Origin of the sequence: Streptomyces sp. SLBN-8D4 (assembly GCF_049739545.1) — a bacterium.
GTDB classification, from domain to species: Bacteria; Actinomycetota; Actinomycetes; order Streptomycetales; family Streptomycetaceae; genus Streptomyces; species Streptomyces canus_C.
In genome coordinates this window covers 9,384,419-9,409,096 of the sequence record NZ_JBMGQC010000001.1, presented here as the reverse complement: position 1 = coordinate 9,409,096, position 24,678 = coordinate 9,384,419, and the positions used below count along the sequence as shown (strand labels likewise).

Annotated in this window: 20 protein-coding genes and 1 pseudogene; 8 read left to right on the top strand and 13 right to left on the bottom strand. The window is 71.6% G+C overall.

The window, feature by feature from the left end:
• Positions 1-97: 97 nt before the first annotated feature.
• From RKD20_RS42695 to RKD20_RS42685, 3 genes are read right to left on the bottom strand one after another with little or no spacing between them, the layout of a single operon-like run.
• Complete coding sequence (locus tag RKD20_RS42695; protein ID WP_424882422.1) at positions 98-2,452, bottom strand: glycoside hydrolase family 65 protein; 2,355 nt, start codon at positions 2,450-2,452, stop codon at positions 98-100.
• Entirely contained in the window at positions 2,449-3,186 is a 738-nt protein-coding gene (locus RKD20_RS42690; RefSeq protein ID WP_424882421.1) for a beta-phosphoglucomutase family hydrolase, read from the bottom strand. The genes RKD20_RS42695 and RKD20_RS42690 overlap by 4 nt, the downstream gene beginning before the upstream one ends.
• Positions 3,187-3,229: 43 nt before the next feature.
• Complete coding sequence (locus tag RKD20_RS42685) at positions 3,230-3,664, bottom strand: nuclear transport factor 2 family protein (RefSeq protein WP_424882420.1); 435 nt, start codon at positions 3,662-3,664, stop codon at positions 3,230-3,232.
• 47 nt (positions 3,665-3,711) lie between these two features.
• Here RKD20_RS42685 and RKD20_RS42680 point away from each other — a divergent pair, with 47 nt between their 5' ends.
• Complete coding sequence (locus RKD20_RS42680) at positions 3,712-4,368, top strand: nucleoside/nucleotide kinase family protein (protein WP_424882419.1); 657 nt, start codon at positions 3,712-3,714, stop codon at positions 4,366-4,368.
• A 40-nt stretch (positions 4,369-4,408) separates the two neighbouring features.
• On the opposite strand, the gene RKD20_RS42675 is transcribed toward RKD20_RS42680, so the two are convergent.
• The 6 genes and pseudogenes from RKD20_RS42675 to RKD20_RS42650 form a co-directional block, all read right to left on the bottom strand.
• Positions 4,409-6,241, bottom strand: coding sequence for a hypothetical protein (locus RKD20_RS42675; protein WP_424882418.1), 1,833 nt, complete (start codon positions 6,239-6,241; stop codon positions 4,409-4,411).
• Between the two features lie 13 nt (positions 6,242-6,254).
• On the bottom strand, positions 6,255-7,961 hold the full coding sequence (locus RKD20_RS42670; protein WP_424882417.1) for a hypothetical protein: 1,707 nt from the start codon (positions 7,959-7,961) through the stop codon (positions 6,255-6,257).
• 2 nt (positions 7,962-7,963) lie between these two features.
• Positions 7,964-8,866 carry a carbohydrate ABC transporter permease gene (locus RKD20_RS42665; RefSeq protein ID WP_424882416.1) on the bottom strand — a complete coding sequence of 301 codons (903 nt, stop codon included), beginning with the start codon at positions 8,864-8,866 and terminating at the stop codon, positions 7,964-7,966.
• On the bottom strand, positions 8,863-9,783 hold the full coding sequence (locus RKD20_RS42660; RefSeq protein ID WP_424882415.1) for a carbohydrate ABC transporter permease: 921 nt from the start codon (positions 9,781-9,783) through the stop codon (positions 8,863-8,865). The genes RKD20_RS42665 and RKD20_RS42660 overlap by 4 nt, the downstream gene beginning before the upstream one ends.
• Positions 9,784-9,908: 125 nt before the next feature.
• Entirely contained in the window at positions 9,909-11,231 is a 1,323-nt protein-coding gene (locus tag RKD20_RS42655) for an ABC transporter substrate-binding protein (protein WP_424882414.1), read from the bottom strand.
• Positions 11,232-11,508: 277 nt separating this feature from the next.
• Positions 11,509-12,644, bottom strand: a pseudogene (locus RKD20_RS42650) (ROK family protein).
• A 297-nt stretch (positions 12,645-12,941) separates the two neighbouring features.
• Between RKD20_RS42650 and RKD20_RS42645 the strand changes: the two are divergent.
• From RKD20_RS42645 to RKD20_RS42635, 3 genes are all read left to right on the top strand, one after another.
• A complete protein-coding gene (locus RKD20_RS42645) occupies positions 12,942-13,841 on the top strand; it encodes an N-acetylglucosamine kinase (RefSeq protein ID WP_424882413.1) in 900 nt (299 codons plus the stop codon).
• 169 nt (positions 13,842-14,010) lie between these two features.
• A complete protein-coding gene (locus RKD20_RS42640; RefSeq protein ID WP_424882412.1) occupies positions 14,011-15,942 on the top strand; it encodes a phosphatase PAP2 family protein in 1,932 nt (643 codons plus the stop codon).
• Positions 15,943-16,035: 93 nt separating this feature from the next.
• Positions 16,036-17,715 (top strand): ArnT family glycosyltransferase, encoded by a 1,680-nt coding sequence (locus RKD20_RS42635; protein ID WP_424883451.1) that lies wholly within the window; start codon positions 16,036-16,038, stop codon positions 17,713-17,715.
• A gap of 29 nt (positions 17,716-17,744) precedes the next feature.
• On the opposite strand, the gene RKD20_RS42630 is transcribed toward RKD20_RS42635, so the two are convergent.
• Positions 17,745-18,146, bottom strand: coding sequence for a DUF3662 domain-containing protein (locus RKD20_RS42630; protein WP_402262406.1), 402 nt, complete (start codon positions 18,144-18,146; stop codon positions 17,745-17,747).
• 40 nt (positions 18,147-18,186) lie between these two features.
• A complete protein-coding gene (locus RKD20_RS42625) occupies positions 18,187-18,351 on the bottom strand; it encodes a hypothetical protein (RefSeq protein ID WP_389809136.1) in 165 nt (54 codons plus the stop codon).
• A gap of 168 nt (positions 18,352-18,519) precedes the next feature.
• On the opposite strand from RKD20_RS42625, the gene RKD20_RS42620 reads away from it, so the two are divergent.
• From RKD20_RS42620 to RKD20_RS42605, 4 genes are all read left to right on the top strand, one after another.
• Positions 18,520-19,443: a MurR/RpiR family transcriptional regulator gene (locus RKD20_RS42620; RefSeq protein WP_424882411.1), complete on the top strand. Its 924-nt coding sequence runs from the start codon at positions 18,520-18,522 to the stop codon at positions 19,441-19,443.
• Between the two features lie 366 nt (positions 19,444-19,809).
• Positions 19,810-20,190: a hypothetical protein gene (locus RKD20_RS42615; protein WP_424882410.1), complete on the top strand. Its 381-nt coding sequence runs from the start codon at positions 19,810-19,812 to the stop codon at positions 20,188-20,190.
• Positions 20,191-20,238: 48 nt separating this feature from the next.
• Positions 20,239-20,805, top strand: coding sequence for an antibiotic biosynthesis monooxygenase (locus tag RKD20_RS42610; protein WP_424882409.1), 567 nt, complete (start codon positions 20,239-20,241; stop codon positions 20,803-20,805).
• A 162-nt stretch (positions 20,806-20,967) separates the two neighbouring features.
• Positions 20,968-23,358, top strand: a complete 2,391-nt coding sequence (locus RKD20_RS42605; RefSeq protein ID WP_424883450.1) for a SpoIIE family protein phosphatase — start codon at positions 20,968-20,970, stop codon at positions 23,356-23,358.
• A gap of 35 nt (positions 23,359-23,393) precedes the next feature.
• On the opposite strand, the gene RKD20_RS42600 is transcribed toward RKD20_RS42605, so the two are convergent.
• Positions 23,394-23,885: a flavin reductase family protein gene (locus RKD20_RS42600; RefSeq protein WP_424882408.1), complete on the bottom strand. Its 492-nt coding sequence runs from the start codon at positions 23,883-23,885 to the stop codon at positions 23,394-23,396.
• A gap of 9 nt (positions 23,886-23,894) precedes the next feature.
• On the bottom strand, positions 23,895-24,563 hold the full coding sequence (locus RKD20_RS42595) for a peptidoglycan-binding domain-containing protein (protein ID WP_424882407.1): 669 nt from the start codon (positions 24,561-24,563) through the stop codon (positions 23,895-23,897).
• Positions 24,564-24,678 lie beyond the last annotated feature (115 nt).

Genomic DNA, 24,678 nt, shown 5'->3' with positions numbered 1-24,678 from the left:
GTCCGATCCACAAAGGCTCGGACAAGGTAACCCGCGGCAGGAGGGAGTGAGGGGCGGAGTTCGGCCAAGCGGCGCCTGTCCGGGGCGCCCGTCCGGGTCAGCGGGCGTGCGGGGCCCGGTGCGGGGGCTGGCTCGGGGCCGGACGGTCCCTCGGGGCCGGGACGGGGCGGACGACGGGACCGTCCCCGTTCACGGTGAGCGCGGTGCCGTGGTGGCGGATCGTCAGAGGCTCACCGGCCATCAGGGTGTACGTCGCCTTGTCCGGACCGATCTCCACGCGCAGACAGCGGCCCATGAGCTGGAGGTTGAAGGCGAGGCGGCTGAACCGCTCGGGCAGGCGGGGTGCGAAGCGGAGGGATTCGCCGTCGCGGCGCAGACCGCCGAACCCGGCGACGAGAGCCGTCCAGGTGCCCGCGAGGGAGGCGATGTGGAGCCCGTCGCGGGTGTTGTTCTCCAGGTCGGCGAGGTCCATCAGGGCCGCCTCGGCCGTGTAGGCGTAGGCGAGGGACAGGTGTCCCGCGCGGGCGGCGACGACCGCCTGGACGCAGGCCGACAAGGACGAGTCCCGTACGGTCAGGGGCTCGTAGTAGGCGAAGTTGCGGGCGATCTGCTCCTCGTCGTGGAACTCCTCGAACCAGCCGCTGCACAGGTACATCGCCAGCACCAGGTCCGCCTGCTTGACGACCTGCTTGCGGTAGATGTCGAAGTAGGGGAAGTGCAGCATCAGCGGGTACTGGTCGGCGCGGGTGCCGGCGAAGTCCCACCGCTGGTAGCGGGTGAAGCCCGCGTGCTGTTCGTGCACGCCGAGTTCGTCGTTGTAGGGGATGTGCACGGCCTCGGCGGCGTCCCGCCAGGCGGCGCTCTCCTCGACGCCGACGCCGAGCGCGGCGGCCCGCCCCGGATGCCGGGCGCAGACGTCGGCGGCCGCGAGGAGGTTCGCGCGGGCCATGAGGTTGGTGTACGTGTTGTCGTCGGCGACCGCGCTGTACTCGTCGGGGCCCGTGACGCCGTCGATGTGGAAGACGCCGTGGTGGTCGTGGTGGCCGAGCGAGCGCCACAACCGGGCCGTCTCCACGAGGAGTTCGACGCCGGTGTCCCGTTCGAAGTCCGTGTCGCCGGTGGCCTCGGTGTAGCGCACCACGGCGTCCGCGACGGCGGCGTTGACGTGGAAGGCGGCGGTGCCGGCGGGCCAGTACGCCGACCCTTCCGAGCCCTCGATGGTCCGCCACGGGAACGCGGCACCGTTCAGGCCGAGTTGTACGGCCCGCTCGCGGGCGGCGGGCAGTGTCCTCTGCCGCCAGCGCAGGGCCTCGGCCACGGCACGCGGCTCGGTGTAGGTGAGCAGGGGCAGCACGAAGGTCTCGGTGTCCCAGAAGGCGTGCCCGTCATAACCGGAACCGGTCAGTCCCTTGGCCGGAATGGCTCGTTGCTCCGCGCGGGCGCCCGCCTGGAGCACGTGGAAGAGGGCGAAGCGGACCGCCTGCTGGATCTCCTCGTCGCCGTCGACCTCGACATCGGCGCGGGCCCAGAAGTCGTCGAGGTAGCCGCGCTGTTCGTCCAGGAGGCCGTCCCAGCCGCTGTGGGCGGCGGCCGCCAGGGCCGCGTCGACCTGGTCGCTCATCGCGGGCCGGGAGCGAGCCCCGGACCAGCCGTGGGCGACCAGCTTCTCCACGCGCAGCCGCTGCCCCGGCTCCAGGACGGAGGTGACGGTCAGCCGGGCGAGGTCCACGGTCTCCTCGCTGCTCGTGGTGGTGCGTTCGGGCCCTTCGATCACATGGTCGGCGGCCACGGCGACCCGCAGTCCGCTCTGCCGGGTGCGGTGCACCAGGCGCAGCCGGGTGCCGTCGGCGAAGCCCTCCTCGTGCTCCAGCGGTGATTTGAGGGCCTTGGAGGCGCGCGGGTCGCCGTTCGGTCCTGGCAGGCTCTCGTTGGTGACGAGTTCGGACTGGATCACCACCCGGGTGCGGCTGTCGACGGGCTCCACCTCGTAGGCCACGGCGGCGACCGCCCGCTGGGTGAGCGAGACGAGCCGGGTCGAGCGCACCCGTATCCGCGAGCCGGCCGGCGAGACCCACTCGCAGGACCGCTCCAGGACGCCCCGGCGCAGGTCGAGGTTGCGTTCGTGGGCCACCAGAGTGCCGTAGCGCAGGTCGAAGGGCTCGTCGTCGACGAGGAGCCGCAGGATCTTGCCGTTGGTGACGTCGATGACGCTCTGGCCGGACTCCGGATAGCCGTAACCGGCCTCGGCGTACGGCAGCGGGTGCAGTTCGTGGACGCCGTTGAGGTAGGAGCCGGGCAGGCCGTGCGGTTCGCCCTCGTCGAGGTTGCCGCGCCAGCCGACATGGCCGTTGGACAGGGCGAACACGGACTCGCTCTGGGCCAGGACGTCGAGGTTCAGGGAGGTCTCGCGGACGGCCCAGGGCTCGACGGTGTAGGAGCGGTGGGTGATCACGCCTCTCCCCCCAGCTCGGCGAGGCCCTTCACGACGATGTCCGCGCCGTGCTCGTACAGGGCGTCGGTCTGTCCGACGCGGTCGAGGCCGACGACGTATCCGAAGCCTCCGGCGCGGCCCGCGTCCATACCGGCGAGGGCGTCCTCGAAGACGGCGGACCGCGCTGCGTCCAGGCCCAGGTCGTGGGCGGCGGCGAGGAAGGTGTCGGGGTGCGGCTTGCCGGGCAGCCCGCGCTCGGCCGCGACCACACCGTCGACGCGTACGTCGAAGAGGTCCTCGGCGTCGATCGCGCGCAGTACGTCACGGCAGTTGGCGCTGGAGGAGACGATCGCGGTGCGCAGGCCCCGGGCGCGGGCCGCGCGGATGTAGGTCAGGGTGTCGTCGTAAGCCTCGACGCCGTCCGTGCGGATCTTCTCCAGGACGAGGGCGTTCTTGCGGTTGCCGAGGCCGTGGACCGTCTCCGCGCCCGGTGGATCGTCCGGGTTCCCGTCCGGCAGTTCGATGCCGCGGGAGGCGAGGAAGGCGCGCACACCGTCGGCCCGCGGCAGGCCGTCGACGTACTCGTCGTAGTCGTGGTCGTCGAAGGGCCGGAAGTGTTCGCCCTCGCGTTCGCGCAGGAACGCGTCGAACATCTCCTTCCACGCGGCCGCGTGTACGACAGCCGTCCTGGTGACGACCCCGTCGAGGTCGAACAGGCAGGCCTTGATCTCTTCTGGCAGACCGAGCTCCGTCATACAGAACCCCGTTCCCTGCCAGGCGCCGTGTCAACAGACGGATTCAGTCGTGCGGGAAGGAGTGGTGCTCGTGAGACACCAGCCAACGGCCGCGCTCCTTGCGCAGACCTAAGGTGAGCCTGAGCCGGAAGCCGGGGTGGGCGGCGAGTTCCTGCGGGGTGGCGCAGCGCACCAGGGCGTGCGCGTAGGCGACATCGGTGCCCGCGGTGATGTGGAGGGACTCGATGTCGAAGCAGGCGCCCTGGGCCTGCCACGCGAAGAGGGGCGGCCAGGCCGCACGGTACGCGGCGAGGCCCCGGATGCCGTGCTGGGGCGACGCCACGTCGAACATCACGATGTCCTGGGCGTGGTCCGCGCTCACGCCGGCGAGGTCGCCGCGGTGGACGGCCGCGGCCCACGCGGTGATGAGGGCGCGGATCCGCACCTCGTCGTCAAAGTCATGGGGCACGGGCTGCCCTCCTTTCTCCCCCTTCCGCATCCAGGGTGCCTGGCCGACCCGCCTTCGCCGAATGGCAGACTCGGCGTGTGCCGCTGACCTTCGACGACCTCGTGACCCGCGCTCGCTCCCTCGTCCAGCCCGAGGGACGGGCCATCCTGGGTATTTCCGGCAGCCCCGGCGCGGGCAAGACGACCCTCGCCGAGCATCTGGTGCGGGCGCTGAACGGCCCGGGCGAGCCCTGGGTGGCGCACGTCCCCATGGACGGCTTCCACCTCGCCGACGCGGAACTGGACCGGCTCGGTCTGCGCGACCGCAAGGGGGCGCCCGAGACCTTCGACGCGGCGGGGTACGCGGCCCTGCTGCGGCGGCTGCGCGAGGAGACGGACGGGGACACGGTGTACGCGCCCGGATTCGAGCGGGTCCTGGAGCAGCCGGTCGCCGGGGCGATCCCGGTGCCGCCGACGGCCCGTCTGGTCGTCACCGAGGGGAACTACCTGCTGCTCGGCACCGGCGCGTGGAGGCGGGTCCGTTCGGCCCTGGACGAGGTGTGGTTCTGCGCGCTCGACGAGGACGCGCGGGTGCGCAGACTGGTCGCCCGGCACGAGGAGTTCGGAAAGACCCACGAGGAGGCGGTGGCGTGGGTGCTGCGCTCGGACCAGCGCAACGCGGAGTTGGTGGCGGCGACCCGGGACCGGGCCGACCTCGTGGTGTCGGTGTCGGCGCTGCCGCGCGTGGACGTGTGAGGGAGGGGGGCGCACCCCCTCGCGCCCCCTCCCTCGTGCGTCAGCAGGCGGACAGCGTCAGTTCCGGCTCGCCGTGGGCGTCGCCCGCCGGGTCGCCGATCCTCGCCGTGAACGCCTCGGTGCGTACCGTCAGTCCGGCGCCGTCGCGCGCGAAGGCCGCCGTCAGGACCGCTCCGGGGCCGTAGCGGACGGCGAAGGCGTGCAGGTCGTCCGGTGCGTCCGGGACGGGGTCGGCCTCCAGGGCCGTGGAACTGACCAGGTGGCGCCAGCCTTCGTCGGGGTTGCCGTAGCCGCGGGGGTCGGCGGCCAGGGCGAAGGCGGCCTGCTCCTGGGTCGTCTCCGAGCGGGCGTCGAAGTGGTCGACGCCCTCGGCCTCGGGGTGCGTCAGCCGCAGGGCGCCCACGGAGGTCACCGCGCCCTCGGCCGTGCGGCGCACCCGGTCGCCGTCGTCCTCGGCGTAGGGCAGGCCGGCCAGCAGGTAGGGCGTGCCCGGGAGGCGTTCCACGGTCACCGTGGTCCACAGGCTGGTGCCGTCGGTGACGTAGAGGGACTGGACGTGCCGCAGGACGTGGTCGCGGCCGACGACCGGCTTGGTGACGAGCTTGGCCGCGAGGCCGTCGGAGCGCACGTCACGGACCCGGACCTCGCCCATGGGGCGGCACAGCAGGAAGTCGTCGACGACCGGTCCGAAGCCGTGCTGGCGGTTGACGGCCGCGGGCAGGTAGTAGGTGCCCGCCGCCTCGACGACCGCGGGAGTCATCTTCGAGTCGAAGGCCACCGAGACCGTGCCCGCGCGCAGTTGGTGGCGGGCGGTGGCGGTGGACGGCTCCCGGTGCCAGCGCGAGGTGTCCTGGCTCTGCCAGACCAGCATCCAGGCGAAGTGGCCGTCCACCCCGCCGTCCTCCTTGACGGCATGCCGGGCCCAGCGGCTGTCGGCCCGGTAGCGGCCGAGGTCGGCGCCGATGCGGGCGCCGAAGTAGCGCAGGCCGAGGACCGACTCGAAGGCGGAGTGCTGCTCGCTGTAGCGCGGGCCGCCGTTGTCGAAGCCGCCGTTCGTCAGACGGGCGTCGAGGTAGCGGGCCAGCGTGTCGCCGTCCTCGGCGAACATCTCCTCACCGCTGATCCGGTGGGCCTGGGCGAGGAAGGACAGGGAGATCGGGCCGTAGTTGTTGTCGTACGCCCCGCCGTGCTCGGGCGGCAGCAGCGCGCCCCGGTCGCGGACCCGGTGGGCGCGGATCTCCTCGGTGTACAGCCGGAGCGCCCGCTCGCGGACCGACTCCCCTTCCCCGTCCGGCAGATGGTTCGCCAGCATCAGGCCGCCGACCACACAGCCGATCGCCTGGTTGCCGGCTTCCTGCGGGTTGAAGAAGGTGGCCTCGGTCAGCCAGCGCCAGTAGCCGCGGGCCACGTCGAGGAGTTCGGCCCGCCGGCCGTCGTCGACGAGTCCCTCCGCCGTGTCCAGCACGTTGACCGCCTGGAGCAGCGCCCACACCGTGCTCGGCCAGTCGCCGATGGGGTGGGCGCCCGCCGCCAGGGTGTAACGGGCGTACGGCAGACCGGAGTCGCGCACCCTCAGGTTCGGATAGCCCGGGTTGTCGTCGGTGTACACCCGCTCGCGCAGGTGGAAGGCGAGGCTGCGGGCGACCGCCTCCGGCAGCCTCGGGTCCTTGCCGCGCTGCCAGGCGTGGGCGAGCAGCGAGGTGATGCCGAGGGAGGTGTCGCCGATGTCGTCGTCGCAGTCGGGGTGTTCGAGGTTGCCCTCGGGGGTCAGCCGGGCGAGGGCCTGCTCGGTGACGTCGGCGAGGACGGCGTCGTAGGCCTCCGGGGTGTCCGGCAGGTCGTGCAGCGGCGCGAGCTGGCGAGGGAGGTGCAAGGAGATCAGCCCTTCATGCCCGGGAGGTGGCACGCAGTGTGAGAGTCAGTGTCTGCGGTCCGTGCCCACCGAGGTAGACGCGGTTTCCGGTCGTGGCGTCGGTGCCGCCGACCACGGTGTGGTCCTGCCCGGGGTCGTAGCGCAGTACGTCGCTCCGGTCCGGTCCGGCGAGCGGTTCGCCCGTCTCGACGGCGGCCTCGACCCGGATCTCGTCGTCGCCGACGCGGTAGGTCAACGGCTCGGTCGTCAGACACCAGCTTCCGTCGCCGAGCGGTACGGCGCCCTGCGGCTCGCCGCCCGGCCGGAAGGTCAGTTCGAGGGCCCAGGGCACCGGCGGGCCGCTGATGTCGATCCGAAGGTCGGCCCCGTCCTCCCGCAGGTCGACCTCGACCCGGGTCGTGTGGGAGATCTCGTCCTGAGGGCGGTCGGGGAAGGCCATCGCCGCGGAGAAGCGGCCCTCGTCCACCAGGCGGTAGGCGCCGTCGTCTCGCCTCCGGTCCTTCGGCAGCGGCTGGTAGTAGGCGGTGGTGAGGGTTTGGGTGAGCCGGTAACGGTTGCCGGCGAGCTGTTCCATGTCTGCGGCACGGAACGGACCCAGGTCGAAGAACACCCGCGAGAGGCGGACCGCGTCGAGGACGGCCTCGCCGGCGAACAGGCGCAGGAAGGTGGGGTTGCAGGCGAGGCCCGAGCGGATGCGCCGGTGCTCGGGCACGTCGGAGCCGCCGTACACCACGGTGTGCGCGGTGGCCGAGACGTGTGCGGCGAGACGTGCGGTGGGGAGGTACCGGTGGCGGGGGAGCTGCTCCGCGTCCGGGGCCGGCAGGGCGCGGCACAGATCCGGGGTGAGGAGGGTCTGGGCGAGCAGGTCGGGGTCGTCGATGCCGTCGGCGGCCGCCAGCCGGGCGGCGCGGGCGAAGTCGCCCCGGCCGGTGCGGATCGCGAGCAGCCGGTAGTGCGGCAGGTAGGGCCAGAGCGCGAACGAGAGCCTCTGGTCCTGGCGGCGCGAGTGGACCGTCTCCACCGTGCCGTCCGGCCTGATGAGGTCCAGCGTCGCGGCGAGGTTCCGTTCGACGACGTCCCGCAGGTCGGCGCGGTCGAGTACGTCGGCGAGGAGCAGCAGCGACGGGTTGGTCACGATGGACGCGTAGACGGCACTGCGTTCCGAGTACAGGCCGTCCGCGTCGATGTCGACGCCCTCGGCGAGCCACTCCTCGGCGCGGGCGAGCAGCCGGTCGTCGGGGAAGGACCGGTGTAGCCGGGCCAGGGCCGCGCTCAGCTCCCAGCGGTGGTTCGGGGTGTGCACCCCGCCGGTCAGGAGAGGGACGGTGGCGGCGCCCGCGATGTCGGCGAGCGCCGCCGTGACGTCAGCCAGTTCCGGCCCCGCGCCCGCGGCGAGGACGTGCGTGTCGCACACGTCGTTGACGGTGAACGCGGAGTCCGGCGGCGACTGCACGTTGTCGCCGCCCGCGAAGAGGCCGGAGGCCGTCTGCAGGGACCGCAGGGCACGGAGATGGGTCAGCGCGGCGGCGACGGCCCGCTCGCTGCCGTGCAGGGCCGACTCCGGCGAGCGGTACGCCGCGACCAGGGTCTTCACCCGCCGGGCCAGGGCACGGTGCAGTCCGATGAATTCCGTCGACGGGTCGGCCGCGAGCAGGGTTGCCGACCTGTCGGCGGCGAGCGCCGCTGCGCGGACGAACTCGTGGTCGCTCGGAGCGGGCAAGGTCAGTCCTTCAGTCCGGCATTGATGTCGGCGCCCATCACATAGCGCTGGAAGACCAGGAAGATCGCGATCAGCGGGATCATGGAGATGACCGACGCGCCCAGCAGAACCGACCAGTTGATGTTCTGCGCGCCGACGATGCTCTGGATACCGATCTGCACGGTGAACTTGTTCGGGTCGTTGAGCATCAGCAGCGGCCAGATGTAGTCGTTCCACCGCCACTGGAAGGACAGGATGGCGAGGGTCAGCATGATGGGCCGGGAGAGCGGCACCATGATCCGCAGGAAGATCGACAGTTCCTTGGCGCCGTCGATGCGTGCGGCCTCCACGAGCTCGTCGGGCACCGTCAGGAAGAACTGGCGGAACATGAAGCATCCGGTCGCGGTGAGCACGGCCGGGAGGATGATGCCGGCGAAGGAGTTGTAGAGGCCGAGGTTGCGGACCACCAGGAACTCGGGGGCGAGCATGACCTCGCCCGGCAGCATCGTGGTGGCCAGGATGCAGAGGAAGAAGGCCTTGAGCCATCTGTTGTCGTACTTGGCCAGCGCGTACCCGGTGCAGCAGCTGACCCCCACCGTGAGGATCGTCGTGATCACGCACACGAGGGCCGTGTTGATGAAGTACTGGGAGAAGTTGGCGCTGTCCCACGCTGCCCTGAATCCGGACAGGGTGGGGTTGTGCGGGACCAGCGTCAGCGGATAGGAGAACAGGTCGCTGGCCGGCTTGAAGGAGCTGAGGACGAACCACAGCACCGGGAACCCGTACAGGCACGCCATGATCCACAGCAGTGTCGTCGCGGACACCGCCTGCCTGAGCCCTCCGGTGGCCGTCTTGCGGGGCCGCTTCTTGGAGACGCTCCGTCCGGAGCCGACGTCGGCCGGGCGCGGGATGTCTGTGGTTGTCATCGGTTCTCCACCCGCCGGTTGACCATCAGCTGGACGACCGCGACGGCCATCAGGATGAGCATGAGCACGAACGACGCGGCGCTCGCGTAGCCGATCTGGCCCCGCTTGAAGCCGGTCTCGTAGATGTACTGGACGAGCAGGTTGTTCGAGGTGCCGGGTCCGCCGTTGTTGAGGGCGACGAACACCGGGTACTCCTTCATCGAGTTGATCGTGTTGAGCAGGATGACGATGAACGAGGTGGGCGCGATGCTCGGCAGCGTGATGCTGAAGAACTGGCGCCAGGGGCCGGCGCCGTCGAGCGAGGCGGCCTCGTAGTACGACACCGGCACGTTCTTGATCGCCGCGATGAACAGCAGCATCGTGAAACCGGTCCAGGCCCAGGCCGCCGCCATCACCACCACGAGCAACGAGAGGTCCGCGTTCGACTGCCACGGAATGGCGTCTCCGCCGAACTTCACGATGACGTAGTTGACCAGTCCGAAGTTCTCGCCGAACATCCACCGCCACAGGACACCCACGACGATGGGCGACAGCAGCCACGGGATGAAGAAGAGGACGCGGGCGACCGACCCGCCCTTGGCGTGCTTGCTCACCACCAGGTTGGCGGCGAGCAGCGAGACCACGAAGTTCAGCGGGACGAAGAGGACGGTGTACAGCAGGGTCCGGGTCAGCGCGTCGTAGAACGTGGAGTCCCCGAACAGGTGGTGGTAGTTGTCCAGTCCGACCCACTGGAACACCCCCACGCCCGTGTAGTTCGTGAACGAGTAGATGAGCCCGATCACCGCCGGCCAGACGAAGAACAGCGAGAAGAGCACGACGTTGGCCGCGATGAGGACGAGCGGCGCAAGGGTGTACTTACTGCGTCTCCTGGGCGGACTCGGCGGGCTCACAGACACGTCCGAGGCGCGTTTTGTCATCTTCCTGACTCCGTGCTGGTGGAAGGGATTGCGGTGGGCTCAGGCCGTGAGCCCGGCATCACGTGGCCGGCCGGGGCCGGGCGGCGGGGTCGGGACACCGCCGCCCGGGCGCTTGGGGCCTGCGATCAGCCGCCGACCTGCTGGTTGTAGCCGTCCACGATGTTCTGCAGGGCCTTGTCGGCCGACTGCTGGCCGTTGATGGCCTTGCCGAGTTCCGTCTTGGTCGGGTCCTCGGTGATGCTCTTGCCCTTCAGCACCCACTCCGTCTGCGCGTTGTTGAAGTAGCCGGAGATCGGGGCGTAGAGCGGGATCTCCTGGTTGTAGAGCTTGAACGCCGCCTGCGCCGCATCGGACTTGAAGGGGTACGTCGGGTTCAGACCGCTCTCGACCGGCAGGAACCCGGACGCCTCGCACAGGGCCTTGTAGTGGGCCGGCTCGTACAGCCAGGACAGGAACTTCGTGGCGGCCTTGGACGCGTCGCCGTTGTTGTTGAAGCCCACCACCATGCCGCCGCTGTTGACGTCGCTGGCCTGCACCGGCTGGGCGGGGGTCGGGACGCTCGCCCACTCGAACTTCTTGATGCTGTCCGCGAAGGAGGCGACCTGCCACACGCCGGACCAGTAGGCGACCACGTCACCGCTCTGGAACATGGCGGACGGGTCGGCGCCGCTCGTCCACACCGACTTCGGCATGGTCTTGTCGTCGTTCCATCCGACGAAGGTGTTCACGGCCTTCTTGGTCGCCGCGTCCACGGAGAACTTGCCGGAGTCGTCGGCGTGGACGTACTTGCCGCCCATCTCGTACACCATGGCGCGCAGCCGCGAGGGCGACTGGTCGAAGGTCAGGGAGTACTTGGCGCCGGTCTTCTCGCGGACCTTGTTGGCCGCGGCGATGAAGTCGGTCCAGGTCCAGGTCTTCGACGGCTCGGTCGGGAAGGAGACGCCGGCCTTCTCGAACAGCGACTTGTTGATGAACAGGCCGGAGGCGGTGACGTCCGAGGGGATGGACAGCACCTTCCCGGACGAGTCCTTCGCCAGGAAGTTGGCGTTGATGTTGTTGCTCTTGTTGTTGGCGATGGAGCTGAGGTCGAGCAGCTTGCTCGACCAGATCGGGTCCAGCGCCGGGACGGCCGCCACGTCGGGCAGGGAGTTCGCCTGCGCCGCGTTGTGCAGCTTCGTGGTGTAGCCGTCGTAGGGGATGTTGACGAGCTTGACGGCGACGCCGGTTTCCTTCTTGTACTGCGCCACCGACTTCTTCCAGCCCGCGTCCTGCCCGGGAACCGTGGAGATCCAGAACGTCAGGGACTTGGAGGTCCCGCCGGAGCCGCCGTCCCCGCCACAGGCGGTGAGCGTCAGAGCACCTGCCGCGAGAGCGGCAGCGAGGGAAACCAGGCGGCGCGTGCCGCCGCGGCCGAGACGGCTAGAGCGCCGCACACCCACAGTGGTCATCTTCGATCCCTTTTTTTCGTCGTAGGGGACGGAGCACGGCGCCGACCGAGGCGGCACGGGTGCATTTTGCAGGAAGGGTTGCTTTCCGAGGTCGCGGCCTCGCCCGGCCACGTCATCCTGGCGGGCAAGGGTCCCCGGCCGCTGTGGCCGTCACCGCACGGGCACGCCCTCGTGCGGTTGCCGTACGTCGAGTACGGGCGGGACGCTCGCCCAAGCCGGCGTCCCGGCCGACTTAGAAAGCGCTTGTCCGGACATTGGCAGACCGAGTCCGAAACCGTCAATCCTTCGTTCGCGCGGCCTCGGTCACGGTTTGGACTCCTCGGGCGACCGCGAGCCGTGCGGCGCCCACGACAGTGCCGAGATCACCGACCTGGCTGCTGACCACCTCGGTGGGCCAGCTCAGCCGCTCCAGCTCGGCCCGCACACCGGGCAGGAGCTGCGGATACGCGCCGGTGCTGCCGCCCAGCACGAGGAGTCCCGGGTCCAGCACCGCGGTCACGGCGGCGGCCAGCCGGCCCACGTCCACGGCATGTCTGGCGACGACCGCGTCGGCCGCGGCGCTGCCCTGTCCGGCGAGGGTGAAGAGCTGCTCGGCGGTACGAGGGCAGGCACCGTCGGATTCCGGCCAGGCCTCGGCGGCCCGGCGCAGCAGGGAGCGGGACCCGATGTACTCCTCCAGGGCCTCGTGCCGGGGCTCCAGGTCGTCGTCCCAGGGGTAGGGCAGTCTGGCGAGCTCTCCGGCGGCTCCGTTGGCCCCGGCCAGCACATGTCCTCCCACGACGATGCCGAGACCGATACCGACGCCGATCCGCAGGTAGCCGAAGGTGTGACGGCCGCGGGCCGCGCCCTCGTGCAGTTCGGCGAGGGCCGCGCAGTTGACGTTGTTCTCCAGGTGGACGGGGACTCCGGGCGGCAGCGCGACGGTCACCGCGTCGAAGACGGGTCCGGCCTTGGCCGTGGCGGGGCGCATGCGCTGCGGCGGGGTGACGTCACCGACGGCCACGACGATGGTGCGCAGCGGGGCGTCGGCGGGCAGCGCGGACAGGGCGTCGCGCACCACGTCGGCGGCGTCGTCCCGGGGTCCGGTGGCCTCGGCGAGCAGGGTGCCGTCGAGGGCGCAGCCGCGCACCCGGGTGAGGGCGGGGCCGAGATCGACGGCGAGCACGGCGCCCGCGGCCGGGCCGAGGCGGTACACGGCGGCGCTGCGGCCCGTACCGCCGGAGGAGGTGCCCGAGTGGGCCGCGAGATGGACGCCCTCCAGTTCGGCGACGGCGGAGGAGACCGTCGGCTTGGACAGGCGCGCGAGGCTCGCCAGCTGCGGCCGGGTCGCGGTGCCGGCGCCTGCGCCAGCACCGCGAACACCGCGCCGGCGCTCTCGGTCAGACGGGGGGCTCTTGCCACGTCGTGTTCCACACTTCCCCCAGGTCACAGGCCGCTCTCCCGGGCCGAGCGGCTCGGCGGGAGGCGGCGGCGGGTTGCTCCGGCGTCCTGCGTTCCCGCCCGGGACGGGGAGCCCGGGAAGTCAGGTGCGGGACGCCTATTGACAGGCACTGTACTTCGTTAGTTAACTTCCTAACGAACGTCACGGTACTCGCCTGCCGTGGTCCGTCAGAGGCCCGTCCCGGGGCTTCGCTAGTGCTTCAACTGCCTTGCCCTCAGACACGGTTCGCCCACCGTCGCAGCACACAGCGCAACGACGAAAGAGGTTCCGTGCAGGACACCGCACCCCTGGTTGTCGGCATCGACGTGGGCGGCACCAAGACGCAGCTGCGCGCGGTCGCGGGCGACACTCCTGTCGCCGATCACGTCCGGTCCAGCAGCGGCTGGCGGCCCCACGACCCGGTGGCCGCCGCCGGCTGGCTGGCCGCGCTGGCCGCCGACGCGCTTCCGGCGGGCGCCCGCCCGTCCGCCCTCGCCGTCGGCGGCCACGCCTGCGAGACCCCGCGCCAGTGTGCGCAGATCCGCACCGCTCTTCAACTGCACTTCGACGCGCCCGCACTGGTCGTGGGCGACGCCGAACTGCTCGTTCCCGCAGCGGGCCTGGACAAGGGCGTCGGCCTGGTCGCCGGCACCGGTTCGGTCGCCGTGGGCCGGTTCGCCGACGGCACACCGGTCCAGGTCGGTGGCTGGGGCGCGCTCCTCGGCGACGAGGGCGGCGCCGCCGGCCTGGTCCGCGAGGCCGTCCGGGCCGTATGGGCGGCGCACGACCGCGGCGAGGAGCCCGACGCGCTGGCGCTCGGTCTGCTGTCCGGGTTCGACGTCCCGGAAGTACCCGCGCTCGGCGCCGCGCTGGAGCACACCACGGCCGCCTCCGCGGACTGGGGCCGGCACGCCCCGGCCGTGTTCGCCGCCGCCGAGGCCGGATCCCCGCTCGCCCGCACCGTGATCGCCGAGGCGGGCCGCGCCCTGGCCGCGCTCGTCGAACGGCTCGCCGCCCGCGGGGTGGTGGTCGACGACGTCGTGGTCGCGGGCAGTACCGTCCTCGCCCAGCCTTCGCTGTACGACGCGTTCGTGTCGGCACTCGCGGACGGCGTACCGACGGCACGCCCGCGCCCCCTGCGCGCGCCGCCGGTGGACGGCGCGGTGGCGATGGCCCGTTCACTTCTGTGACATCCGCCGGCCGCCGACTCTCCTCCGGTCCGACATGACTCGCCAGTAGATCTACGCTCCTACGACTTTCAGAAAGCGCATTCGACCCACGCGTCGTCCAGCGCATCATGAGTCGCACCCGCACCAGCTCCCCGGCCGCACGGCCGCAGAACTCAAGAGAGGCCCACCCATGCCGTCTTCCGCCGGGCAGCACTCCCCCGCGCCGGTCACCGAACGTGCCATGCGACGCAGGGGATTCCTCAAGACGTCCCTGGGCGCCTCCGCCGGGGTCCTGGGCGCGCCGACCCTCGTCAGCTGGCTGACGGCCGCGGACGCGAAGGCCGCCGCCGCGACCCTCGCGTTCGTCGACGACTACAAGACCAACCTGTCCGCGAACCGCACGCCCGAGACCAACGCGGTCGTCCGGGCCCTCGGCGGCTTCGCGCAGATATGGAAGACCGGCGACGCGTGGAACAGCGGCACGCCGCTGCGCCACGACATCCTGCGCGCCAACGTGCGGTACTGCATCGACGTCACGACCCGGCGCACCCCGGCCGAGGCGAAGCTGGCGTTCCTCTACGACCGTATGCACCAGAGCTACTCGACGATCGACGGTCTCGGCCCGCTCTCCCCCCTGTACAAGGCGGGCGCCAAGGCGGTCACGTCGATCACCAGCGCGCCCGACGGCACGCCCCCGACCACGATCGACGACGCCGTGCCCGCGAACGCCCCGGCCGGCTCCGCGCTCGGCGCGGGCTCCCACGACTCGGCACTCGGCAAGGTCGCCGAACTGGTGGACACCCTGCGCGGCAACTGGGCGTCCGGCAACCCGTCGAAGTACGCCTATCTGTATCCACGCCCGTGGCGCATGAACGAGGACAGCCAGGTCGTCGACACCGGCAGGAAGGACGACCTCGGCTACCCGGTGTACGACTCGAAGGTGGTCGTCGCGCCCCAGCTGCTGCGCCAGCGCAGCAGCTCGCCGGCGGACGACGGCGGCTTCCCCAGCGGGCACACCAACGCCTACCACCTGGCCTCGCTGGCCTACGCCTACGCCGTGCCCGAGCGGTTCCAGGAGCTCGTCACACGCGCGATGGAGCTCAGCCACACCCGGATCCTGGCGGGCATGCACTCGACGGTCGACGTGATGGGCGGCCGGATCATGGCGACCGCCCTGGCCGCCGCCACGCTGGCGGACCCGGCGAACGCGGAACTCAAGGCAGCGGCCCGCGCCCAGGCACTGGCGTACTTCACCCAGCAGACCGGCACCACGGCCGACACCCTGTTCGCCTACGCCCACTCGGACCCGGCCGACGCCTACGCCGACCGGGAGGCGAACAAGCGCGCCGTCACGCCCCGCCTGACCTATGTGCTCAGGCGGGAGGGCCACGGCAAGCCCCTCACGGTGCCCAAGGGCGCCGAGGTGCTGCTGGAGACCCGGCAGCCGTACCTGGACGCCGCCCAGCGCCGTGCGGTGCTGCGGACCACCGCGCTGCCCTCCGGGTACGTCCTCCTCGACGGCTTCGAGCAGTGGGGCCGGATCGACCTGTTCGCCGCGGCGGACGGTTACGGCTCCTTCGAATCCGACGTCACCGTCACCCTGGACGCGGCCAAGGGCGGCTTCCACGCGGCCGACTCCTGGCGCAACGACATCGACGGCTGTGGCTCGCTGACCAAGCGGGGCAGCGGCACGCTCACCCTGACGGGGCACAACCGGTACACCGGCGGGACCGTGCTCAAGGAGGGCGTGCTGGTCGCGGGTTCGGCCCACGCCCTCGGTCACGGCGATGTGCGGGTGCAGGGCGGAAAGCTGGCGCTGGGCGGCGGGTCGCTCCAGGTCCACGGCACGTACGCGCAGGAGTCCGGCGCGCTGGAACTGACCCTGCGCTCGGGTCAGGAGCCGGTCCTGGAGGTGACCCGGCGGGCGGTGCTCGGTGCGGGCAGCGTGCTCTCGCTGAAGCTGGACGCGAAGAACCCCCCGAAGGCGGGTCGCACGGTCCGCGTTCTCGGCTGCCACGGTCTGCGCGGGCAGTTCGACCGCGTCGAACTGAACTCCGAGACCCTGCGGGCCGTACCCGTCTACACGACGGAAGGTCTGTCGGTACGACTCCTGAAGCGGTGACGCCCGCGGGGCGGGAGCTGATGCGAGAGTGGCCCTCATGAGGTGCCTGCGGATCGCTCCCGCCACCGCCCGGCCGGTCTCACCGCGGGGCGGATGATGGCGAGCGAGCAGCAGACGGTCCTGGACACGGTTCCCACGTCCGGGGCCCGCGACGACGAGGTGCGGCGGCCGCGACCGGTCCGGCGGTGGCTGGTGCCGCTCCTCGTCGTCGTGCTGCTCGGGCAGATGGCGGCCGCCATGGTGACGACCGCCGTGCAGCAGACGCCCACGATCGACGAACCGGTCTACGTGGCCACGGCCGCCGAGTACCTGCACGGTCAGGGCATCCGCTACAACCCCGAGCACCCGCCGCTCGGCAAGTTGGTGATCGCCGTCGGGGTGGCCATCGCCGACCCGCACGTGGACACGGCGTTCGACGGGCCCCAGATCGGCCTGGGCCCCCATCTGCTGTACGAGTCGGGCAACGACCCCTGGCGGCTGATGTTCTGGGCCCGGCTCCCGGTGATCGTGCTGACGCTGCTGTTCGGCCTTGTCGTGTTCGCCTTCGCCCGGGAACTCGCCGGGAGGGCGGCAGGGCTCGCGGCACTCGCCCTGTACACCTTCTCCCCCGACGTCGTCGCCCACGGTTCGCTGGCCACGCTCGACGTGCCGATGGCGGGCTTCCTGCTCACCTCGGTATGGCTGCTGTGGCGGGCCCGCGTACGGCCACAGCGGTACGTGCCCCTCGCCGGTCTGGCGCTCGGCGCGGCCCTGGCGACCAAGATGAGCGCGCTGCCGGCCGTGCCGGTCCTGCTGGGGCTGGCCGCCCTCTCGGTGTGGACCGCGCGTCGCGGTGACGAGAAGCGCCGGCGCCTGCTCCACGTGCTCGCCGGGGCCGCGGTCCTGACCCTGGCCGCCGTCGCCGTCGTATGGGCCTCGTATCTCGTCGTCGATCCGCGGCTGCGGTGGACCTCCCAGGACCAGGTGCCGGTGGTGCACGGGCTGCGCGGGCTCCTCGTCGATCTGCTGCCGTTCCCCCAGGCCTACGCGGACGGGATGCGGATCCAGTTCCACTTCGAGAACTACCCGTGGGAGGGCTTCCTGTTCGGGCGGGTGTACACCGGACACCTCTGGTACTACCTGCCCGCCGCCCTCCTGGTGAAGACGCCGCTGGGCCTGCTCGCGCTGTGGGCCGCGGGTGCCGTGGTGCTGGTGGCGGTACGGCGGCTGCGGCCGGCCGCGCCGTATCTGCTGGTGCCCGCCGGGGTGCTGCTCGCCTCGGCCATGACGGGCTCACGCGACTTCGGCACCCGGTACGCGCTCTTCCTGCCGATGTTCCTGACGGTGGCCGCGGGCTGTGTCCTCGCGGTGCGCCGACGCTGGGCGACGATCGCGACCGGGGCACTGGTGCTGTTCGTCGCGGTCAGTTCGCTGCTGACCTTTCCCTTCTATCTGCCGTACTCCAACGAGGCGTTCGGCGGACCGGCCCGTACCCATCTGCGGTTGCACGACTCCAACGTCGACTGGGGCCAGGACCTCGGCCGGCTCGCCGACCGGCTGCGCGAGCGCTACCCGGGCGAGCGGATCTGGCTCGTCTACAAGGGCAGCGGGGTGCCCTCCGTCTACGGCATCGAGGCCTCCGACCCGCGCGAGGCACCGGTGGGCGAGGTGCGCGGACTGCTGGTCGTCTCGGACTCCTCGGTCGCCAAGGCGAGGGGCCGGCTGGCCGAGTTGATCGACAGCAGCCGTCCCGTCGACGAGGTCGGTCACTCGATCACGATCTACCGCCGATGACCCCCGCGGCCCGCGTGACCCGTCTCCGTTCAGCGGACCGCCTGCTGGAACCCCTCGGCGCTCACGTGCGGCATCGCCCCGCTCGTCACGCGGTAACGGCCGTTGGGCACCTGGTCGGACCGGGAGATGTGCACGGTGAGCGGCCCCGCCCACTCGTAGCCCTGCCGCTCGCCGTGCCGGGCCAGGCTGTCCGTCAGCTCCTGGCCCACATCGCTGCCCCGGCGCACCAGTTCGTCGTAGGCGAAGTCCGCGAGCTCGACGTCGTACGCGTTCGGGACCACCACCCTGCTCTCACTGCACACCACCACATTGCTGTCGCACTCGCGGCGCAGCGCGTCGAGGAGTTCGACGGGTTCCCGGCCGACGACCCGGGCCCACAGCGTCTCCCACCCGTGCTCCATTGCCTGTTCCAGCGCGCTCAGCGCACCCATTGCGTCTCACCTGCCGAAAGCTCTGGTTTCCCGTCCGGTGTCATTCCTGGGCGAAGTCGTCGGGTTCCACGCGCGCTTCCTCGAACGCCTCGCGCAGGGTGCGTCCGCTGCCACCGGGGGCCGGGGCCTCGCTCTCCTCGTGGTGGTCTGCCAAGAGGCCGTCGGTGGTGCCGGTCTTGCGCCGGTTCTCCTCGGGGACCGTCATTCGGGGCTGCTCCTCAGGTGTCGTCGAAGGTCTTGCCCAGCGGCGGGTTCCCGCTCGGGCGCCGCGTACCCGTCCCGATCCACGCTCGCCGGACGCCTTGTACAAGCGCTGGTCATCGAGGGGTGTGAGCTATGTTGACTCCCCGTGGCAGACAAAGGAGGCGCCCCGGTGTCATCGCCGCAGCAGGCACGCGCCCAGGCATCCGCGATCACCTCGGGCAAGACCGCACCGGAGGCGGAGGCCGCCCCGGCCTCCCAGCTCAGGACACTCTTCGACCGGCCCCGGCTCTCCCCCGGGCAGCGGCGCATCGCGCAGTACCTGATCGAGCACATCACCGAAGCGGCGTTCCTCTCCATCACCGATCTCGCGGATCGCGTGGGGGTGAGCCAGCCCTCGGTGACACGGTTCGCCGCGGCCGTGGGCTTCAGCGGCTACCCCGCCCTGCGGGAGAAGCTCCAGGCCATCGCGCTCGGCACGCTCGCCGGCGGACCGGTCGCCGACGACGAGTCGCGGGGCAACGAACTCCAGGCCGCGGTTGACGCGGAGATCGAGAACCTGGAGAACCTGCGCCGCGACTTCGGCGACCCCGACCGGATGATCGAACTCGGCCGCAAGCTGTCCGAGTCGACCCCGCTGACCATCCTGGGCCTGCGCATCTCGGCGTCCCTGGCCGAGTACTTCGCCTACGCGGCACGCCGTATCCATCCCGACGTACGGCTGGTCACCCGCGGCGGCAGCGTCGCCTACGACGCTCTCCTTCAGTCACGCGAGGCGGGCGGCACCTGGGTGCTCGCGTTCTCGATGCCCCGGCACGCCCAGGAGACCCTCACCGCCCTGCGGGTCGCCCGCAGTGCCGGACTGAAGATCGCCCTCGTCACGGATCTGGCGCTCGGGCACGTGGCCGACGAGGCCGACGTCCTGTTCTCCACCGGCACGGGCTCCCGGCTGGTCTTCGACTCCTACGCCGCACCCGGTGTGATCGCCGCCGCCCTGCTCCAGGCCATGACCGACGCCGACCCCGAGCGCACCCAGGCGCGGCTGGAGGAGTACGAGCAGATCTCCGACCAGCACCAGTTCTTCCTCAGGGACTGACCCCTCCCACCCCGGCCATACGCCTTCAGACCAGGCCTATCCGTAATAAATCGAGCATGAATGTTTTCATACGCCTTGCCAAGCGCTCGGCATATATAAATACTGCTCACGGATCACCCCCGGACCACTCCGGGACCGTCCGCACCCCTGTCCCCGTCCCCACCCCCACAGCGCCCGAGAGGGCTCCTGTTACGGACATCCCGAGCCGTCGTCACCTACCCGCGTCGGCGCTTCGGGGTGTTCGGTAGGGCCTCGCCTGCACGCGAGCCCGTGGCGGCCCCGGTCATCCCCTAGACCGGGGCCGCCCAACCACGTCGGACCACCCGCCACGACGCCGCACACCCGGAAGCGAACACCATGGCTCTGATGACGACCACGCGCACCACCACCCGTCCTGGCCCGGACTGGCCCTGCCAGGTCAAGGCGCCCGGCAGCTACGACTGGGAGCGCTCCGCGGTCAAGTGGCTGCGCGAGCTGGTACCGGCGCGGTACGCGAGCTATCCGGCCCTGATGCGGCACACCGTCCTCCTCGCCCGGCACGCGCAGATCCAGGTCCAGCACGAGATCCGGGTCGCCCGCACCGCGCTGCAGACCGCCCGGGCGGACCTGCCGGCGCTCGGGCTGCCGGAGTCGGTCATCGAGCACACGATCAAGCTGTACGCGGCCGAGGTCCTCCAGCTCCAGCACATCGCCCGCAGCATCCGCGCGGTCACCCAGGCCCTGGTCGACCACCACCACGGGCGCTGACCCTCCCGCAGGGCATGACCCACGCCGTACGTGGGACCCGTGGTGAACATGAGCACCACCGACGTACGACGCGGCGATCCGGTCACCACGGTCCTCACCTGGGAGGTGCGCCCCGGCCGGGAGCAGGAGTTCGAGCGCTGGACGCTCGGGATCACCCGCTGTGCCCGGCGGTTCCCCGGCAACGAGGGCGTCTCCTGGCTGCGTCCCGAGGACGGCCACCGCTTCCACGCGGTACTGCGCTGGTCCGACTCCAGCCGGCTCAGCGCCTGGCTGGAGTCGGACGAGCGGGCGGCCTGGCACGCGCGGATCGACGGCATCGCCACGGAACTCGGCAGCGAACGGCAGTCGACGACGGGGCTCGAGACCTGGTTCAGTCTGCCCGGCACCACCGTGCGGCCCCCGGTCCGCTGGAAGATGGTGCTGACCACGTTCCTCGGCGCCTTCCCGTGCACACTGCTGATCCAGTGGCTGGTGGCGCCCCACACCGCCGCCTGGCCCCTGCCGCTGCGGGCCGCGGTGTTCCCGGTGGTGCTGCTGCCGGTGCTCACGTATCTGGTGATGCCCCTGCTGAGCCGGGTGCTGCGACGGTGGCTCTACCCGCCGCCCGACCACTGACCCGCGACGAACCGGGGGCCCGGCCGGTTTCGTCAACCGCCGGTGTCACCGGTGTGTGGGATGCGTGTTCACAACAGTGCGATCGGCACCTGGCCCATGTGCAATGCTCAACACGTGACGAGCGAGTCAACCGGCCCTACGCACGCCGGCACCGCGCCCGACATGGCCGCGCTGGCCAAGGTCGTGGCCAGACAACGTGCCGAAATGGACCGATTGCGGGACCAGGCCGTCACCTCGGCGGTGATGGAGCGTGCCAAGGGCGCGATCATGGCGCTGACCGGGTGCACTCCGGACGCGGCCGGCGAGGAACTGCTGCAGCGCGCCAAGGCCGGCGACCGCACGCTGCTGGAGGAGTGCTGGATCACCCTCGGCGCCCTGCCCCCACTCGGCACCGCGACGGAACCCCGCGTCGGCGACGACACTCCCGGCGCGACCCTGCCCGCGATCCCCGCCCCGGCATATCCCCTGTCCGTCCGGCCGGGTACCGCCGTTCCCGCCGGGCGGGACAGCTGTGACCTGGACGACGGCTTCACCGCGCTCGGCCGCCTCGGCAAGGCCCTCGTCCATGTGGCCACTGCCCAGGACCTGGCCGGCTCTCTCCTGGAGGAGCTCAGGGCGGACGTCGACGCCGACGCGCTCCTGCTCTTCCGTTCGCTGCAGGCCGGAGGGCTCGAACTGATCGGCCATGCCGGCATCGACGCCACGCTGGCCGCCCAGTGGGGGCGGGTACCCCCGCTGAGCGGCGTCGCCGCGCTCGAAGCGCTCCGGGCTCGGGAGCCCCGCTGGCTGGAGGACTTCGCGACGGACCGGGACCGGCATCTGCTGATAGGGAACCCGCCCGAGCGCTGGCTGTCCCGCGCCTGGCTGCCGGTGCCGGCCGGCGACGAGGCCGAGGTCTGCATCGGGATCCTGCGCACGCGAAGCGGGCCGTTCTCCGCGCAGGACCGACAGCTCCTGCGGGCCGTCGTCCGGCTGTGCGCGGGCTGGCTGCGGTCCTTCGGCGCCCGGTCGGAGCACAGCACCGCCGCGGCGACCGCCGCCGTCCAGCCCGTGTTCGAATCGCTGCCCGGCTCGGCGATGCTGCTCACGCCGCTGCGCGGCCCCGCCGGAGAGGTCGAGGACTACCGCATCGACGCCGCCACCGAGCAGGCCGTCGACGTCGTGGGCCGCACCGGCAGGCAGCTGCTCGGCCGACGCATCCTGGAGTGCTTCCCGAGCATCGCGGACGATGCGGTGTGGCACGGCTGTCTGCGCACCCTGGCCACCGGCGAGCCGTTCGAGGGCGAGCCGTTCGCCTACCAGGAGGTCGTGGACGGCGCCGCCGAACTGTCCACCTACGCCCTGCACGCGGCCCGCCTCGGCGGCGCCCTGGTCGTCACCTGGGTCCGCCACGACTCCTCCGACCGGCAGGAACAGCGCCTGGCGGACGTGCAGCGGCTGGGGAACCTGGGCTGGGCGAACTGGAACCTGGTCACCGGCGAGGGCAGCTGGTCCTCCCAAACCTTCCTCGTCATGAGCCGGGACCCCGTGCTCGGACCGGTCCGGCTGGCCGACCTTCCGGGGCTCGCACTGCCCGAGGACGCTCCGGTGCTGGCCCACGCCGTGCGGGAACTCCTGCGCTCGGGGCGCCAGTTCGACGTCCCGTTCCGGATCCGGGCCGGGGACGAGGTCCGCCATCTGCGGATGGTCGCCGAAGTGGTGACGGACACCGAGAACGAACCCGTGGAGGTGCACGGGTTCGTCCAGGACCTCACCGCGCAGCGCAGCGCCGAACTCGCCCTCGTCGAGAGCGAGCAGGAGATCGTGACGCAGCACGGGGTGCTGCACGCCGAGCGGACCCTGGCCGCCCGTCTCCAGCACGCGCTGCTGCCCCTGCCCACCCGGCCGGTCCGTCTCGCCGGCCTGCGGGTCGAAGTGGCCTATCTGCCCGCCCATTCGGGGATCCACGTCAGCGGCGACTGGTTCAGCGCCATGGAACTGCCCGACGGCGACGCCCTGTTCGTGGTCGGGGACGTCGCCGGGCACGGCATCGACGCCGTGGCCACGATGGCGCAACTGCGCTTCACCGCCAAGGGCATGGTCATCACGGGCTCGTCGCTGACCGGCGCGCTCGCCCGTCTCAACACCCTGCTGCTGCACTCCCGCGACTCCCACGGCACCGCGACCATGGTCCTGGCCCGCTACGACCCCGGTGAGCGCTGCCTGGTGTGGGCCCAGGCCGGTCATCCGCCACCGCTGCTGGTACGCGGTGGAGAGGTGCGCTATCTGGACCGCCCGCTCGGCATACTGCTGGGGGCGTGCTCCGATCCGGACTTCCAGGAGGCACGCTGCGTCCTGGAGCCGGGTGACCGCGTGCTGTTCTACACCGACGGCCTGGTCGAGCGGCCCTCGGAGGGCATCGACCTCGGTCTGGACCGGCTCGCCGCGGCCGTCGCGGTCCACCACACGGACGAGCCCGGCTCCCTCGCCCCGCTGCTGGCCTCGGTGCTGGAGGGCGAGCGGCGCGACGACGTCTGCGTGGTGGACATCCGGGTGCCGTCCGGGCCGGAGTGAGCCGCCGGAACAACGCGCGGTACGGGCGTCCGGGCTCAGTCCGCCGGGTGGCCGGGCGAGATAAAGGTCGCGTCCGACAGCCGCAGCAGCCTCGCGCCCTCGGTGTCCTCGCGTGCGCCCCACGTCTCCGGTTCCAGGACAAACCCCACGTGGTCGCCGCCCTCGACGCGCAGCACGACCGTGCCGACGAACCACGCCGCGGCCTCGTCCAGCACGACGGCCCCGCCGGCCTCCTCCCGCCAGCGGACCCGGGCGAACTTGTCCGTGCGGTCCCCCGTCTCCCCGCCGAACAGCTCGGCGAGGCCACGCTGTTCGCGGGTGAGCAGATGGACGGCGAGGCGGGGCGCGGTCCGGGCCACCCGGTAGGTGCGGTTGGCCTTCGACAGCCACACCGCGTACCGCACGGGCTCGATCGAGCACTGTGAGGCGAATCCGACGAGACAGCCCGCGCGGTCGCCGTCCGCAGCGGCGGTCACCACACACATGTCGGGATCGAGCCGGTCGATGAACGCGTCCATGCCCGCCATCCTCCCCGATCAGCCGCCCGTACGGGACTCCAGGTCACGCCGTGTGTCGTCGCCGTACACGCCGTCCTCGTCGCCGCGGATGCCGTACCAGAGCTGGAAACGGGCCACGGCTTCGGTCAGGGTCGTGTCGTAGGTGCCGTCGGTGGAGCCGTTGTCGTACACGTTCGGGATGTGCCGCAGACGTTCCTGGAGGTCGCTCACCTCGGGGCCGCTGTCTCCCTGGCGGAGCGTGCCGGAGCCGTCGGGGTCGGTGGCGCCCGAGGCCGTCGGGGTGGGTGTGGGGGCTGCGGACGGGGTCGCGGTCGGCCTCGGGGCCGCCGCGGCGGTGGTCTCCCCCCGGTCCGCGAGCAGGAGCGCGCAGCCGAAGCCGACCACCGCGGCCGCGGTCACGGCCATCGCGATCGCCGTACGGCGCAGTCCCGGCACCCGGCCGCGGGGGATGTCGCGGGAGCGTCGCGTGCGGTCGTGGTCGTCCCTGACGGGCGGCAGTTCCTGGGTCGACGCCTCGGTTCCCGACGGCGGCCCGGGCAAGGCGAAGGAGTCGTATCCGACCGGCGCCCGGGGCGGCATGTCCTTCATCAGCTCCGCGAGCGCGTCGGTACGGCGCGGACGCAGCACCCTGATGGGTTCGAGGGGCGTCCGGTCCGGCGACGCCCCTCGGTCGGACGGTGTCGGCATCCTGGTCTCCTTCCGTCCCGCGCACACGGGTCTGAGCCGGCCCCCGGCAAGTGATACGGCGCCGCGGGTCCTGGAGTTCAGCGCACGGAGAACAGCACTCAGTTCCCTGGGGGAC